At 64.2% G+C, this 16449-nt stretch carries 12 protein-coding genes; 6 read left to right on the forward strand and 6 right to left on the reverse strand.

The genetic code is table 11. The features are described from left to right. Positions 1-16 precede the first annotated feature (16 nt). Genes IGS55_RS15070 through IGS55_RS15085 form a run of 4 tightly spaced genes read right to left on the reverse strand, consistent with a single transcriptional unit; the run spans position 17 to position 5488 of the window. Complete coding sequence (locus tag IGS55_RS15070) at positions 17-1255, reverse strand: NAD(P)/FAD-dependent oxidoreductase (protein ID WP_329958124.1); 1239 nt, start codon at positions 1253-1255, stop codon at positions 17-19. Beyond that, positions 1252-1605 (reverse strand): nitrite reductase small subunit NirD, encoded by a 354-nt coding sequence (nirD, locus tag IGS55_RS15075; protein ID WP_034754999.1) that lies wholly within the window; start codon positions 1603-1605, stop codon positions 1252-1254. Before nirD ends, IGS55_RS15070 begins: the two co-directional genes overlap by 4 nt. Positions 1606-1617: 12 nt before the next feature. Then, positions 1618-4170: a nitrite reductase large subunit NirB gene (gene nirB / locus IGS55_RS15080; RefSeq protein ID WP_230516321.1), complete on the reverse strand. Its 2553-nt coding sequence runs from the start codon at positions 4168-4170 to the stop codon at positions 1618-1620. Positions 4171-4180: 10 nt separating this feature from the next. Next, the gene (locus tag IGS55_RS15085; protein ID WP_230516322.1) at positions 4181-5488 is read right to left on the reverse strand and encodes an MFS transporter; all 1308 of its coding nucleotides are present in this window, start codon (positions 5486-5488) and stop codon (positions 4181-4183) included. Positions 5489-5881: 393 nt separating this feature from the next. On the opposite strand from IGS55_RS15085, the gene IGS55_RS15090 reads away from it, so the two are divergent. Continuing rightward, complete coding sequence (locus IGS55_RS15090) at positions 5882-7501, forward strand: CehA/McbA family metallohydrolase (protein ID WP_230516323.1); 1620 nt, start codon at positions 5882-5884, stop codon at positions 7499-7501. On the opposite strand, the gene IGS55_RS15095 is transcribed toward IGS55_RS15090, so the two are convergent. Then, complete coding sequence (locus tag IGS55_RS15095) at positions 7485-8417, reverse strand: LysR family transcriptional regulator (protein ID WP_230516324.1); 933 nt, start codon at positions 8415-8417, stop codon at positions 7485-7487. The two genes, IGS55_RS15090 and IGS55_RS15095, sit on opposite strands and share 17 nt — an antisense overlap. 128 nt (positions 8418-8545) lie before the next feature. Between IGS55_RS15095 and IGS55_RS15100 the strand changes: the two genes are divergently transcribed. From IGS55_RS15100 to IGS55_RS15115, 4 genes are all read left to right on the forward strand, one after another. After that, positions 8546-8941: a RidA family protein gene (locus IGS55_RS15100; RefSeq protein ID WP_230516413.1), complete on the forward strand. Its 396-nt coding sequence runs from the start codon at positions 8546-8548 to the stop codon at positions 8939-8941. Positions 8942-9067: 126 nt separating this feature from the next. Then, positions 9068-9703: a DUF4304 domain-containing protein gene (locus IGS55_RS15105; RefSeq protein WP_230516325.1), complete on the forward strand. Its 636-nt coding sequence runs from the start codon at positions 9068-9070 to the stop codon at positions 9701-9703. Beyond that, positions 9696-10355, forward strand: a complete 660-nt coding sequence (locus IGS55_RS15110) for a hypothetical protein (protein ID WP_230516326.1) — start codon at positions 9696-9698, stop codon at positions 10353-10355. Before IGS55_RS15105 ends, IGS55_RS15110 begins: the two co-directional genes overlap by 8 nt. 178 nt (positions 10356-10533) lie before the next feature. Then, positions 10534-12639: a prolyl oligopeptidase family serine peptidase gene (locus tag IGS55_RS15115; protein ID WP_230516327.1), complete on the forward strand. Its 2106-nt coding sequence runs from the start codon at positions 10534-10536 to the stop codon at positions 12637-12639. Between the two features lie 207 nt (positions 12640-12846). Here the strand turns inward: IGS55_RS15115 and IGS55_RS15120 are convergent, their stop codons facing one another. Further along, positions 12847-13470, reverse strand: coding sequence for a glutathione S-transferase family protein (locus IGS55_RS15120; RefSeq protein WP_230516328.1), 624 nt, complete (start codon positions 13468-13470; stop codon positions 12847-12849). A 252-nt stretch (positions 13471-13722) separates the two neighbouring features. Between IGS55_RS15120 and IGS55_RS15125 the strand changes: the two genes are divergently transcribed. After that, positions 13723-16416, forward strand: a complete 2694-nt coding sequence (locus IGS55_RS15125) for a M1 family metallopeptidase (RefSeq protein WP_230516329.1) — start codon at positions 13723-13725, stop codon at positions 16414-16416. Positions 16417-16449: the final 33 nt, after the last annotated feature.

A 16449-nucleotide genomic window follows, 5' to 3' on the forward strand; every position in this document is an offset into this window, starting at 1 on the left:
GTCCTGTTGGTCGCTGTCAGGCGGCCTGGGCGCACAGCGCCTGGCCAAACAATAAATGGGCGCGCAGCTTGCTGATGTCGCGGCGCTGCTGGATCAGGTCGAAATACCAGGGGCCGTCCTGCACGTCGCCATACAGCACGGCGCCGGCCAGGCGGCTGCCCTGCACCACCAGGCGCTTGTAGACGCCGCGGCGCGGATCGCGCAGCACCAGGTCTTCGCTGCCCTCGCCGCCGATGATGTCGCCGGCCGAATACAGGTCGATGCCCGTCACTTTCAATTTGGTGGCGCTGGCCTGCTGCACGTAGCGGCGGTGCCCTGCGCCGGCCAGGTGGGCGCCGCATACGCGCGCCTGTTCCCAGATGGGCGCGACGAGGCCGAAGGTGGCGCGCCGGTGCTGCACGCATTCGCCCACGGCGTACACGCGCGGGTCGTAGCTTTGCAGGCAGTCGTCGACGACGATGGCCCGTTCGCAGTGCAGGCCGGCCGCTTGCGCCAGCGCGATGTTGGGGCGCACGCCGGCCGTCATCACCACCAGGTCGGCGGGAATGCTGCTGCCGTCCGCAAACTGCACGCCTTCCACGCGGGTCCTGCCCATGATGGCGGAGGTTTGCGCCTGCATCAAAAACCGCAGGCCGCGCGCTTCCAGCGCCGATTTCAACAGCATCGACGCGGGTGCGTCCAGCTGCTGGTTCATCAGGGCGCCGCTCATGTGCACGACGGTGACGTCCATGCCCTGGCGCTGCAAGCCGTTGGCCGCTTCCAGTCCCAGCAAGCCGCCGCCGATGACCACCGCGTGGCGGTGCGTGCGCGCCGCCTGCAGCATGGTGTCGACGTCGCTGATATCGCGAAAACCGATCACGCCCGGCAGATCATGCCCGGGCACCGGCACGATGAACGGCGTGGATCCGGTGGCCAGCAGCAGGCGGTCATAGGCAACCGTGATGCCGGACAGCGATTGCACGGTGCGCGCCTGGCGGTCGATGCGCATGACGGGGTCGCCCGCGTGCAAGGTGATGCCGTTGTGCGTATACCAGTCGCGCGTGTGCAGCATGATGTCGTCGACCGACTTTTCGCCGGCCAGCACGGGCGACAGCAAAATGCGGTTGTAATTGCCGTGCGGTTCGGCGCCGAACACGGTGATGTCGTACAGGTCCGGCGCGAGTTTCAATAGTTCCTCGACCGTGCGCATGCCGGCCATGCCGTTGCCGACGACGACCAGCGAGGGACGCGCAGTGGCCTTGACTGGCGGATTCACAGGGCCACCCACACCATGTCGGCAAACACGCGCGCCGGCCATGCGGCGACCGAATGCTCGGGCGCTTCGATGCACTCGCCGCTGGCCAGGTCGAAGTGCTGTTTGTAGATCGGCGAGGCCACGACGACGCGCTCGCCGATGCTGCCCACCAGGCCCCGCGACAGCACGGAAGCGCCCGCATTCGGGTCGATATTGTCGATGGCGTACACGCGCGGCGCAGCATCGCCGACGCGGAACACGGCCACGTGGCGGCCACCGAGCAACGCGCACACGCCCGTGTCGGGCACGATGTCGGCCAAGGGACAGATGGCCACCCAGTTGTCGGCGGTGGCGCCGGAAAGTTCATTCATCGCATTCATGGCTCACGCCTCCACGGCAAGGATGGGGATCACGGTGCTGCGGCGTTCCAGTTCGGTGGCGGGCCGGATCTGGCCCCGCTCTTCGACGAACACCACGTTTTCATCGTTCTTCTCGCTGTTGACGAAATGGCGGAAGCGCTGGCGCACGGCGGGGTTGGACACGGCTTCCTTCCACTCGCAGGCATAGGTGTCGACCACGTGCCGCATGTCCGCTTCCAGTTCGTGGGCGATGCCCAGGCGGTCGGCCACGACGACGGCTTTCAGGTAATCGAGGCCCCCTTCCAGGTTGTCGCGCCAGACGCTGGTGCGCTGCAGGCGGTCGGCCGTGCGCACGTAAAACATCAGGAAGCGGTCGACATAGCGCACCAGGGTGGCTTCATCGAGATCCGACGCCAGCAGTTCCGCATGGCGCGGCTTCATGCCGCCATTGCCGCACACGTACAGGTTCCAGCCCTTTTCCGTGGCGATCAGGCCGATGTCCTTGCCCTGCGCCTCGGCGCATTCGCGCGTGCAGCCGGAGACGCCGAACTTGATCTTGTGCGGCGTGCGCAAGCCCTTGTAGCGGTTTTCCAGCTGGATCGCAAAGCCCACGCTGTCGGCCACCCCATAGCGGCACCAGGTGGAGCCGACGCACGATTTCACCGTGCGCAAGGATTTGCCGTAGGCGTGGCCCGACTCGAAGCCGGCCGCGATCAATTCTTCCCAGATGGCCGGCAATTGATCGACACGCGCGCCGAACAGGTCGACCCGCTGGCCGCCCGTGATCTTGGTATAGAGACCGTATTTTTTCGCCACCATGCCCACGGCGATCAAGCCATCGGCCGTCACTTCGCCGCCCGGCATGCGTGGCACGACGGAATACGTGCCATCCTTCTGGATATTGCCGAGGAAGTAATCGTTACTGTCCTGCAGGCTGGCGTGCACGGGAGAGAGCACGAAATCGTTCCAGCACGAAGCGAGGATATTCGCCGCCACGGGCTTGCACACGTCGCAACCGAGGCCCTTTCCATGCGCGGCCAGCAGCGCGCCGAAGCTGCGGATTTTGCCCACGCGGACCAGGTGGTGCAATTCCTGGCGCGAGTACGCAAAGTGCTCGCACACGTGGTTGTTGACGGCCAGGCCCTGCTTCTGCATTTCCGCCTTCATGATCTGCGTGACCAAAGGCACGCAGCCGCCGCACGCGGTGCCCGCCTTGGTGCAGCTTTTCAGGGCACCGATGGTGGTGGCGCCATCGGCGACGGCCGCGCACAGCGCGCCTTTCGACACGTCGTTGCACGAGCAGATTTGCGCCGACTCGGGCAAGGCGTCCACGCCCAGGCCCACCTTTTGCTGGCCATCGGCCTGCGGCAGTATCAGGAATTCGGGGGATGCCGGCAGCTCGATTTTATTGAGCATCATCTGCAGCAAGGTGCCGTATTCGCTGGCGTCGCCCACCATCACGCCGCCAAGCAGATATTTGCCGCAATCGGAAACGACGATTTTCTTGTAGATCTGCTTGCGTTCATCCATGAACTGGTAGGAGCGGCTGCCCGGCGCATTGCCATGCGGATCGCCCAGGCTGGCCACGTCCACGCCCATCAGTTTGAGCTTGGTGCTCATGTCGGCGCCCTTGAACGACGCTTCGCCCTCTTCCTGCAACAGGTGGCGCGCCGCGATGCGGGCCATCTCGTAGCCTGGCGCCACCAGGCCGAAGACCAGGCCGCCCCACAGCGCGCATTCGCCGATCGCATAGATGTCCGGGTCGGACGTGACGCAGCTGTCGTCGATGGCGATGCCGCCGCGCGGGCCCACATCCAGGCCGCAGGCGCGCGCCAGTTCGTCGCGCGGACGGATGCCGGCCGAGAAGACGATCATGTCCGCTTCCAGATGGCTGCCATCGGCGAACTGCATGCGGTGCGTGGCTTCTTCGCCGTCGACGATGGCCAGCGTATTTTTTTGCGTGTGCACGGTCACGCCCAGCTCTTCGATCTTGCGGCGCAGGACGCGCGCGCCGCCCTCGTCGACCTGCACGGCCATCAGGCGCGGCGCGAATTCCACCACGTGGGTGTCGAGTTTCAGGTCGCGCAAAGCCTTCGCGCATTCGAGGCCCAGCAGCCCGCCGCCGATCACCACGCCCGTCTTTGACTTTCCGCCCCAGGCCAGCATGGCTTCCAGGTCTTCGATGGTGCGGTAGACGAAGCAGCCATCGCGCTCCTTGCCCGGCAGCGGCGGCACGAACGGCGTCGAGCCGGTGGCGAACACCAGCTTGTCGTAGGCCAGCACGTCACCGGTGCTGGCCGTGACGGTTTTCGCCACGCGGTCGATGGACACGGCGCGCGCATTGAGTTTCAGGACGACGTTGCCCTTGTCGAAAAAGCCGGGCGCCACCAGGGACAGGTCGTCGGCCGATTTGCCGCTGAAAAATTCGGACAGGTGCACCCTGTCGTAGGCGGGGCGCGGCTCTTCGCACAAGACCGTCACGGACAGGTGCGGCGCGTTTTCCAATGCCAGGCGTTCGAGGAATTTATGCCCGACCATGCCATGGCCAAGGACGACGATGTTCAAAGGGTGAGTCATTACTGTCTCCTCAGGCCGCGGCCATGTTCGGTTCGGCCGCTGCACGGGTAAAACGCACGGCGATGGCGCACAGGGCCGAGATCACCACCAGCGCGCTCAGGATGATCAGGGTCTGGCGGATATCGCCCGTGCCCTTCATCAGGAAACCGGCCGCCACGGCGCCCACGTTGCCGCCCGCGCCGATGATGCCGGCCACGCCGCCCAGCGCCTTGCTGTCGATGAAAGGCACCAGCGCGTAGGTGGCGCCGCACGCCATATGGGTGAACAGGCCGAAGACCAGCATGGCGATGACGGCGTAGGTGACGCTGTCGACCTTGGCAAACCACAGCAGGCCAACGCCTTCGCCTATCATCAGCATGAACAGCAGGGTCACGCGGCTGTTCAGGTTGCCGCGCAGGGCCAGTTTGTCGGACAGCCAGCCACCGAGAGCGCGGGCAAACAGGGCCAGCAGGCCGAAGCTGCCGGCGGCCAGGCCGGCCGATTTCAAGGACAGGCCGAAATGGTCGACGTAGTACACGGCGGCGATGTTGTGGATGAAGATTTCGATGCCGAAGCAGGCGCCGTAGGTGACAAACAGCAGCCACACGCGATAATTGCTGCTGGCGGCCTTGAAGCTGTCCCAGCCACCGCTTTTGCCACCACCTTTGCCGCCTTCGATGGCGGTGCCGGCGGCGCGCAAGTCCGAGTAATTGCCTTCAGGGCAATCCTGCGTATAGCGCCAGTAGAGAACGGCCATCACCAGCATCAGCACGCCCGGCACCAGCAGGGCCACGCGCCAGCCCAGCGATTCGGACACGCCCAGCATCAGCACGGCGCCCAGCAGCAGTGGCATCAGCGCCTGCGCCGCGCCGCCGCCCGCATTGCCCCAGCCGGCGGCGGCCGCATTCGCCGTCCCCACGACGCGAGGGGCGAACATCACGGAGGTGTGATATTGCGTGATGACAAAGCTGGCGCCGACGGCGCCGATGCCCAGACGGAAGAACAGAAAGCTTTCATAGCTTTGCGACGCGGCCACGCCCAGCACGGGAATGGCGCCCAGCAGCAGCAAGCCCGTGTAGGTCTTGCGCGGGCCGTAGCGGTCGCACAACGGCCCCACGATCAGGCGCACAAGGATGGTGATGGCGACGGCCGCGATATTGATGTTGGCCACTTGCGCCAAGGAAAGGCCGAACTCGCCCTTGATGACAGGCATCAGGGGAGCGCAAGCGAACCAGGCGAAGAAACACACGAAGAATGCCATCCACGTCAGGTGGAATGCGCGCATGGGCGGCGTGGCGAGGGAGAAGAGCGCGATGCTCGTTGCTTTTTGGCTGGCCATGATAGGTTCCCGAAATATCCCGTTGATAAAACAAAACGGCGCCCGCCCCGCCGATGCAAAATCAGCCTGGGCGGACGCCGTTGTCCATGTGGTCCGTCGTTGGACCGTTGTTCGTTTATTCAGGGGATCGCCGTTGATCCGTACCTTCTGTTTAGCAAGCGCCGTGCCAGCTTGTCTGACGGGCAAGTGGCCTCATTCGCACTGGCTTTGCGCCAGATCATGACCAATCACGGTGCAAGCACGCCACTTGCTGGTGCATGCGGGAACCAGCGATGGCATTTCTTGTCTAAACCACATCTGAAGCAGTAGCGGGAGGCGACGATGGTCAAGACACTGCAACGACGACGCCTAAGGCCACCTTGGTCGCCATGGATGGCATGTGCGTGCGCGGGTTTGTTGCTGATAACATGGAGTAACACTGCCGCCGCGCAAGAGCCGAAGGAACACAGCGAGCTTGATGCCACCGTTGTCGCGCCCTTTCACGCCGCGCGCGGTGAGCGGGTCACGCAGGCGCGTACATTTGTCGTGCGGCTCACCTATCCCGACGAGGGGCGCAGCCATGCCGTGCGCTGGACCTTGACACTATCGGGCCCCGGCCCGCAAGGCGCCGTGCTGCGGCGCTGGTCGGGCACGGAACAGGTTGGGGCCAACGGCAAGAGCGTGAACCTGCCCTGGGATGGCCGCGCCGACGCCGATGCGCGCGAACGGCGCGTGCTGGCACAGGACGGCTTGTATCAGTTACGCCTGCTTGCGGTGGCGGACGCGGGCACGCCGCATGAAGCGCAGGTGGAACAGCAGTGGCCCATCCAGGTGCAGCGCGGTGCAAGCACGGCGCCCAGGGTGCGCGCCTTCCAGGCCGGCCTGCAACAACTGCCCGGCCTGGAAGGCCAGCCCGGCTACCGCATCGTCTACGCCAACCTGCACAGCCAGACGCGCCACAGCGACGGCGGCGCGGCGCTCGACGCCTGCCATGGCGCGCAAGACCCGCAAACGGCACCCTACGGCCCCATCGATGCCTACAAGTATGCGCAAGAACACGGGCTCGACGTCCTGCTGACATCCGAGCACAACCATATGTACGACGGTTCGGACGGCACGAATAGCGCTGCCACCCCTGCCGAAGCGATCGCGCTGTACCAGACGGGGCTGGCTGAAGCGGCCGCTTACACTGCCGCCCATCCCGGTTTCCTGGCCCTGTACGGCATGGAATGGGGCGTCATCAACAAGGGTGGCCACCTGAATATCATCAATAGCGGGCAGTTGCTGGGCTGGGAAAAAAATGCCCATGGCGAACTGCTGGCCAATATCGAGACGCCGAAGGGCGATTACGCGGGCCTATACAAGCTGATGCGCGAACGGGGCTGGATCGGCCAGTTCAATCACCCGGCCCAAACTGGCCAGTTTCTCGTCAATGAGCAGCCGCTCGGCTACACGCCGGACGGCGACGCGGCCATGGTGCTGTGCGAAGTCATGAATACGTCCGCGTTTTCCACAAACGACGCGGAAACGGAAACCCGGCGCAGCAATTACGAGGTGGCCTGCAACCGGGCTCTGGCGGCCGGCTACCACGTGGCCTTCAGCAGCAACCAGGATAACCACTGCGCCAACTGGGGCGCGTCGTATGGCAACCGCACGGCCGTCCTGGTGGCCGGCACGCCCGTTTCACGCGACAGCTTCCTCGACGCGCTGCGCGCGCGCCGCGTCTACGCCACCATGGACAAGCATGCGCAACTGCTGTTCACGGCCAATGGCAAGCTGATGGGAGAGCGCTTCGACAACCACGGTCCCTTGCGCCTGGCCATCAGCTTCAGCAACAGCGCCGGGCGCCAAGCGGCCGCCATCGCCATCTTCCACGGCGTGCCGGGCGGCAACGGTTCCGTCACACAAGTATCGGACCAGGCCGAGGTCACCATCACGCCCGCGCCAGGCCCCCATTTCTATTACGCGCGGCTGACGCAGGATGACGGCAACATCGTCTGGTCGGCGCCCGTGTGGGTCAATCAGCTACCGTGACGGCGACAACGCGGGCGGAATGCCGGGCCATCAATTCGGCCACCCAGTCGATAAAGACGCGCAGTTTTTTGCTGACATGGCGGTTCGGTGGATAGGCGAGGTAGAGCGGCATGGGATCGGCTGTCCATGCTTCGAACAGCGGCAGCAGCTCGCCTCTGGCCACATGCGGCCGCGCCATATAATCGGGCAGCCACAGCACGCCCAGCCCCGCCACCCCGGCTGCCAGGTAGGCGTTGCCATCGTCGATCGACAGCACATATTGGCCATGGATCTTCACGCTCCTGCCCTCTTGGTGCATCACGTACGGAAAGCCGTTGCCGCCGCGTCCCCAGCGAAAGCGCACGATGCGGTGCGCGCTGTCCTGCAAGTCCAGCGGATGCAAGGGCGTGCCCACCCGTTGCAGGTAGGCCGGTGCCGCATATACGCCCAGTGGCAAGTCGGCGAGCTTGCGCGCCATCAGCGACTGGTCGCTGATGGCACCGCCGCGTATTACGCAATCGACATTGTCGGCGATCACGTCGACCATGCGGTCGCTGGCGCCCATGTCGAGCACAATATCGGGATACAGCGCATGAAACGTGGGCAGCGCCGGCACCAGCAGCAAAGCGGCGAGCGGACTGGGCACGTCCACCCGCAACTGGCCACGCGGCAAGGCGGCGGCATGCGGCAAGCTCGTTTCGATTTCTTCCAGGGTATCGAGCACCTGCACGATGCGCTCGTAATAGGCCGCGCCATCGGCCGTCACATTGACCTTGCGCGTGGTGCGGTTCAGCAATTTCAGGCGCAGACGCGCCTCGAGCTGCTGCACCAGTTGCGTCACCGTGGTGCGGCTCATGTGCAAGGTCGCGGCCGCGCGCGTAAAACTGCCCGTCTCGACCACCCGCACGAACGCCTTCATCGCATCAAACCTGTCCATCCACGCCTCCGCCATTCGATTATTTGGATTATACAAATAGTCCAGTCCGATCTGGCCGCTTTATCCGCAGGTTGGCAGCAGATAAAGTGTTCTCCAGGCAGCAACTTCGCTGCATCAAAAAAGGAAAGCTGATGAAACGCGACGTCGTATTCCCTGCGGGCCGCCAAGCCCTGTATGAACAGAACCGCTATTCTCCCGCCGTGCGCGCCAACGGCCTGCTGTTCGTGTCGGGACAGGTCGGCAGCCGCGAAGACGGCACACCCGAACCCGGGCTCGACGCCCAGGTCCGGCGCGCGTTCGACAACCTGAACGCCATCTTGCAAGCCGCCGGCTGCACCTTCGACGACGTGCAGGACGTGACCATTTTTATCGTCGACCCGCAGGCTAACTTCCAGCGCATCTGGGATATCGTGCAGGCGGTGTATTGGGGCCCGGCACCGCACCCGACGGTCACGGCCGTGGGTGTGACGTGGCTGTATGGTTTCCAGTTCGAGATCAAGGTGGTGGCGAAGCTGCCGGGCTAGGACTCTGCGTCCGAATGCGTGCAGGGAAAATGGCAGCAGGTTTTCTCTCGCACGATTGCCCGCAGCAAGGTGCGCTGGCACTGATCTATGGCAACATTGCGCAACCGACCCATGCCAGGAAACGGAATGAAACCAAAAGCGCTGATCATCGCCAATATTGAAGCGTACTTGCTGGAGCCGCTGGGCGCAGCGGGCTTCAAGTTCTCGCCTAGCCAGCTGACCTTCAAGCGCACGCAGAACGAATTCGTCCAGGCCATCCATTTCCAGGCCAACCGCCACAACGAAGAGGATGTCTGCGTGGCATTCTGGAGCCACTATCGAGTCTCGTCCAAATTCTATACAACATGGCACACGGCGCGCTACGGCTGTGAACCTGTCAACAATATCGTTGGCGGCGTGGCGGACTGGAATATCAAAAACTGGCAATTCCCTGTCATCGATGACAAGGAGGACAAAGAACACCAGCTCGTCGATCCGTCCCATCGGGCAACGGTCATGGCCCGCCTGCATGACAATCTGCTGGAGTTGGCCGTCCCCTGGCTTGAGCACCTTTCCAATTGGGAAAATGCGGCCCTGGCCCTGGCCGAAGCGCAAGAATCGCATGCCAGGGCCTGCGATTTTTATCTGATGGCGGGCAAGCAGGAAAAAGCCCTGTGGGCCTTGGACGAAGGCATTGCCTATTGGCAGAAAAATCCCGCAGCCTCTTTTTCGGAGGAAAAAGAAGAGATCGCATTGCGGATGGAGAAATACGCCTATGCTTGAAATCACGTGCCCCTACGATGGCGACTGCGGACGCCACTTCGACAGCAGCGCAATGGATGCCTCGGATGGCGCGTTCTTGAAAACGGCCATCGGCAAAAGTATGACCTTCATGTTCCTGCACTGCCCCGCATGTGCAAGGATGTTCCAGTTCAATCCGGTCGCCTGGACAGCGCAGGCGTGCGATGCCGTCGCGCCCAAGGCCGTCCGGGTAGCGAAGAAAAGCGGCAAGCAGCTGGAAAAATTGCTGACAAGGAAAAAAGTGGCCTTGCCCCAGGCCTATCTCGCTCGCCTCCGCAGCGCAAAGCCACGTCCCGACGTGGCGATTTTCACAGATGAAGCCCCCTTCACGCTGTACAGCCTGGACGCGCTGTGCAAAGAGGTCGAGGTGGATGGAACAAGCTATCTGGCAGTCAGGCAACTGGCTGGCTTTGCGCAGGCGCTGGCACAAGCGGCGGGAACGGGGTCGAAGCAGGCTGCACCGTTCAGTCCTGCCGAGCTGGCGGGGTGCCTGGCCATCGGCGAGGAAAACACGCGCATCCTGTTCATCGACAGCCGCGACAACGATGCCCTATGGATTTATCACTGCGACGGCGGCGATGTCGAACAGACGCGGCTCACCGTGACCTCCCTGATGGGGCCTGGCGTATCCTGAAGGGGGCAGTACGCCGCAGATTCTGCGGCCAGCTTCCATTCCAGCAAACAATATTGGAAAAGTAATTATTTTTTAAGTAGCCGTCCATAGACACTGGTTCCTCGCAGCAATCCATGGCACCATGGCTGCGCCGTTTTGCCTGCAACGCGGCCTCCATCGGACCAACCAGGAACCTTACATGTCGTCATATCGCACTCTCGCCGGCAGCATGCTGCTCGGCCTGGCCGCAGCGGGCATCGCCCATGCACAAGCCCCCGCCCCTGCCGCCGCCAACACCGATCCTCATTTGTGGCTGGAAGAAGTCCTCGGCGACAAGCCGCTGGCCTGGGTCAAGCAGCACAATGCCGTCAGCACCAAGGAACTGGAAGCCCAGCCCGGCTTCCCCGCCCTGCAGGCGCGCCTGAAAACCATCCTCAACTCGAAGGAACGCATTCCCTACGTCAGCAAGGAAGGCGGGTTTTACTATAATTTCTGGCGCGACGCCCAGCACGTGCGCGGCATCTGGCGCCGCACGACCCTGGCGCAATACCAGCTGGCCGAACCCGTATGGGAAACCGTGATCGACCTCGACCAGCTGGCGGCCGGCGAGAGTGAAAACTGGGTCTGGGGCGGCGCCTCCTGCCTGTATCCGAAGGGCGAACGCTGCCTCATTTCCCTGTCGCGCGGCGGCGGCGACGCCAAGGTGGTGCGCGAATACGACGTGGCCAAGCGCGCCTTTGTCGACGGCGGCTTCACCTTGCCCGAAGCGAAAGGCAGCGCCAGCTGGATCGACCAGGATACCCTGTTCGTGTCCACCGATTTCGGCCCCGGCTCGATGACCAGCTCCGGCTACCCGCGCATCGTCAAGCAGTGGCAGCGCGGCACGCCGCTGGCGCAGGCGCAAACGCTGTATGAAGCCAAGCCCGACGACCTGAGCGCCGGAGCCTACAAGGATTTCACACCAGGCTACGAACATCAGTTCATCGAGCGGCAAATCGATTTCTACAGCGGCGAGATGTTCCTGCGCGACGGCGCCGAGTTGAAGAAAGTGCCGAAGCCGGACGACGCTACGGCCTTCACCGTGCGCGACCAGCTGGTCATCACCTTGCGCTCGGACTGGAAAGTCAACGGCAAGACCTACCTGCAAGGCTCCTTGCTGGCCACCGATTTCAAGGCCTTCATGCAAGGCAAGCAGGAACTGGAAGTGCTGTACGCGCCCACGGCCACGTCGTCGCTGGACAATGTGACGGCGACCAAGTCAGCCATCCTCGTCACCACGCTGGACAAGGTCAAGAACCGCCTGACGGAACTGCGCCACGTGAACGGCAAGTGGCAGCGCCGCGCCGTCGATGCGCCGAAGCTGGGCACCCTGGCCGTCAGCGCGCTCGACTCCGTCGACTCGGACCAGTACTTCCTGACGGTGACCGACTTTCTCAACCCGACCACCCTGTACCTGGCCACGGCGCAAAGCGACCAGCGCACGAAGATCAAGTCGCTGCCCGCCTACTACGACGCCACGCCGTACAAGGTCGAGCAGTTCGAATCGACGTCGAAGGATGGCACCAAAGTGCCGTATTTCGCCATCATGGGCAAGAAGACGAAGTTCGACGGCAGCAACCCCACCGTGCTGTATGGCTATGGCGGCTTTGAAGTGTCGCTCAAACCAAGCTACAGCGGCACCACCGGCGTGGCGTGGCTGGAAAAGGGCGGCGTGTACGTGCTGGCGAACATCCGCGGCGGCGGCGAATTCGGTCCCCGCTGGCACCAGGCGGCGCTGAAGGAAAACCGCCAGCGTGCGTATGACGACTTCATCTCGGTGGCGCAGGACCTGATCAAGCGCAAGGTCACCAGCCCGCGCCACCTGGGCATCATGGGCGGCAGCAATGGTGGCCTGCTGACGGGCGCCGTGCTGGTGCAGCGTCCCGACCTGTTCAACGCCGTCGTCAGCCAGGTGCCGCTGCTCGACATGCGCCGCTATAACAAGATGCTGGCGGGCGCCTCGTGGATGGGAGAATATGGCGACCCGGACGTGCCGGAACAATGGGCGTACATCAGCAAGTACTCGCCGTACCAGAACGTCTTCAAGGACAAGAAATATCCGCGCGTGCTGTTTACCACCTCGACGCGCGACGACCGGGTCCACCCTGGCCATGCGCGCAAGATGGTGGCGAAGATGGAAGAGCAAGGCCACGACGTGCTGTACTGGGAAAACACGGAAGGCGGCCATGCCGGCGCCGCCAACAACGACCAGCAGGCGCTGATGTGGGCACTGACCTACACCTTCCTGCGGGAGCAGCTGAAGTAATGTGGTGGTGTCGGATTACCCGCTCACGCGCTAATCCGACCTACCAGCCTGTCGGTCGGCGTAGGTCGGCTTAGCCCAACGGGCGTAAGCCGACAACATTGTTGCCTTGGCCCAGATGCAGTGTCGGATTACGCGTCCCACCAATCCGACCTGCCTGGAGAAAGCGGCTGCCGCAGACCGGAGGTCGACGCGGCCTGCAGGCACGGCTTACTTCGCCTGCGCGCTGGGCCGTTCCGCGATGCGGTCGCGGTAGGCCTGCAGATTGGCCAAGCCTTCCGCGCCGGGCCGGTACTTCATCAGGCCGCGCACAAATTCCAGCGCGCAGAAGGCCGTGATGTCGGCAATCGTAAACCGGTCGCCGGCGATGTAGGGCTGGTGAGCCAGCACCTGGTCCAGCCATTGCGCCGTCTCGCGCAGCTTGCCCGCCTGCGCCGTGGCGAAATCGGGAAACTGCGGGTTTTCCAGCGCCACCAGGGCCGGATGGCCGTGGCGCACCCAGTTGGCGGCTGCGCTGAACAAATGCAGTTCCACGCGGCGGTCGGCCATTTCAATGAACGCGCGCTCCTCGTAACCTTCTCCCATCAGGTTCGGCTGCGGCTGCAAGCCCTCCAGGTAAGTGCAGATGGCGCGCGTCTCGGTCAGCACGCGCCCATCGTCCAGTTCCAGCACGGGCACGCGGCCCAGCGGGTTTTTCGCCAGGAAGGCAGGGTCGCGGTGATGGCCCGCCATCAGGTCGAGCGCCACTTCCTCGATGCCGCTGATGCCCTTCTCGGCGATGAACATGGTGACGCGGCGCGGATTGGGCGTGCGGGGGCTGATAATCAGTTTCATGTGCTTGGGTCTCGTCTTGTTATGTTGGTGGGCGCGGCTGCGGGACTGGCCTGCGGCGGTACAGTCATGCACCCATCATACCAGCGCACCGCCATGGTGCGGCGCCCCTGGCGCGTTGACTTTGCCCCCGTTTCACCTTAGATTGCTGTACGGGAACGCTGGCTTTCAATTCCAGCGATGTCCCGCCACCGCCATCAACGCCCGCAGCCTACCCGGCTGGCGGGCGTTTTACTCATGAACGAAGGGCATACCATGCATCGCACACCGACTCCGCGTTTCCGCCGCAGCCAACTGGCCGCCGCCGTCCTGGCGCTGGCTTCCATGACCGCGGCCCATGCGGGCCACGCCGCCACGGCACCGAAATACGCCTCGGCCAGCCACGCCACCACGACCACCACGCAGCTGCCGCGCGGCGTCACGCCTTTGCACTATGCGCTGTCGATCACGCCGGACGCCGCCGCCTCCACCTTCAAGGGCGCAGCCGCCATCAAGGTCGCCGTCGACGCGCCGACAAGCAGCATCACCTTCAATGCCCTGAACCTGGCGTTTGCCGCCGCCACCATCGAAGGCGCGGGCGGCAGCAAGCAGGTGACGCGCAAGATCGATTTCGATGCGGACAAGCAGACGGCCACCGTGCATTTTGCCCAGCCGCTGGCCAAGGGCGAGTACCTGTTGCGCATCGACTACAGCGGCAAGATCGGCACGCAGGCCACGGGCCTGTTCTCGCTCGACTACGACACGCCGCAGGGCCGCCAGCGCGCGCTGTACACGCAGTTCGAAAATTCCGACGCGCGCAGCATGCTGCCGTCGTGGGACGAACCGGACTACAAGGCCACCTTCGCGCTGGACGTGATCGTGCCGAGCAGCCAGATGGCCGTCGGGAACATGCCGATCGCCAGCAGCGAGGACCTGGGCAATGGCACCAAGCACGTGCGCTTCGCCACCACGCCGCGCATGTCGACGTATTTGCTGTTCTTCGGCCTGGGCGACTTCGAGCGGGCCACGGCCATGAGCGACGGCACGGAGATAGGCGTCATCACGAAGAAGGGCGCGCTGGCGCAAAGCCGCTTCGCGCTCGACGAGTCGGCCGCCCTGCTGCGCGAATACAACGATTATTTCGGCGTGCGCTACCCGCTGCCAAAGCTCGACAACATCGCCGCTCCGGGCCGCAGCCAGTTCTTCGGCGCCATGGAAAACTGGGGCGCCGTCTTCACCTTCGAATACGGCCTGCTGCTCGACCCGACCATCTCGACGCAGACCGACAAGGAAAACATCTACACCACGCTGTCGCATGAAATTGCGCACCAGTGGTTCGGCGACCTGGTCACCATGCGCTGGTGGGACGACCTGTGGCTCAACGAAGGTTTCGCCTCGTGGATGGAAAGCCGCACCACGGAGCGTTTGCACCCGGAGTGGAACACGGCCCTGTCCAGTGTCGGCGGACGCGAGTCGGCCATGAGCCAGGATGCGCTGCGCACCACGCACCCCGTGGTGCAGCGCATCGCCACCGTGGAGCAGGCCAGCCAGGCGTTCGACGGCATCACCTATCAAAAAGGCGAAGCCGTGATCCGCATGCTCGAAGCGTATGTCGGCGCCGATACGTGGCGCACGGCCGTGCGCAGCTACATGCGCAAGCATGCCTATGGCAATACGGTGTCCGACGACCTGTGGCGCGAAGTCGATGCGGCCGCAGGCAAGCCTGTCAGCGCCATCGCCCATGATTTCACCCTGCAGCCGGGCGTGCCGATGATCACGGTGGGCGAAGCAGTATGCAGAAAAGGCAATACGCGCGTGACCTTGACGCAGACGGAATTTTCCAAGGACCAGCCGCATAAAAAACCGCTGTCGTGGAAAGTGCCGGTCATCGCGTCGACGGTCGGCAATGGCAAGCTGGCCAAGGTGGTTCTCAAGGATGGCAAGGCCACCCTGAACGTGCCCGGTTGCGGCGCCCTGCTCGTGAACGCGGGCCAGAGCGGCTATTACCGCACCGTGTACGCGCCAGCCAACACGCGCGCTCTGGCGGACAGCTTCGCGCGCCTGGCGCCGATCGACCAATTGGGCTTGCTGGCGGACAGCCAGTCGCTGGGCCTGGCCGGTACGCAAAACCTGGCCGACTTCCTGGAACTGGTGAAGGCGACGCCGCTGTCGGCCGATCCGCAGGTGCTGGGCAAGGTGGCCAGCTCACTGGGCAGCCTGTACGAACAGTATGCCGGCGATGCCGTTCGCCAGCAGGCTTTCGGCCGCTTCGCCATGGCGCGCCTGGCGCCGATGATGGCGCAGACGGGCTGGGAAGCGCGCGCGGGCGAGGCGTCCAGCGTGGCAACCCTGCGCGGCCGCCTGATCGCCATCCTCGGCGACATGGGCGAACCGGGCGTGATCGCGGAGGCGCGCCGCCGCTATGCGGCCAGCGAACAGGACCCCACCGCCGTGCCCGCGCCGCTGCGCCGCACCATCCTGGGCGTGGTGGCCCAGCATGCGGACGCCGCCACCTGGGAGCAGCTGCACGCCAAGGCGCGGCAGGAAAAGACGCCGCTGGTCAAGAATCAGCTGTACGACTTGCTGGCCTCGACCGACGATCCCGCACTGGCGCAGCGCGCATTGGCGCTGGCACTGACGGATGAACCGGGCGTGACGAACAGCCCGGCCATGATCTCGCGCGTGTCGCGCTCGCATCCGGAACTGGCCTTCGACTTCGCGCTGGCGCACCTGGAGCAAGTCAATGCGCGCATCGACGCCAGCTCGCGCAGCCGCTACTTCCCGCGTCTGGCCGCCGGCTCGGCGCAGCCTGACATGATCGCCAAGCTGGAAGCGTACGCGCAAGCGAACCTGCCGGCCAGCGCGCGCGGCGACGCCGACAGCTCGGTGGCAGGCATCAAGTACCGCATCAAGCTGCGCGCCGAACGGCTGCCAGCCGTCGATGCGTGGCTGGCGAAACAGGCGGGCTAAGTAATTGGCATCCCGGCGCTGCGGCGCCGGGAA

Source organism: Janthinobacterium sp. EB271-G4-3-2 (assembly GCF_020858035.1).
Classification (GTDB): domain Bacteria; phylum Pseudomonadota; class Gammaproteobacteria; order Burkholderiales; family Burkholderiaceae_D; genus Janthinobacterium; species Janthinobacterium aestuarii.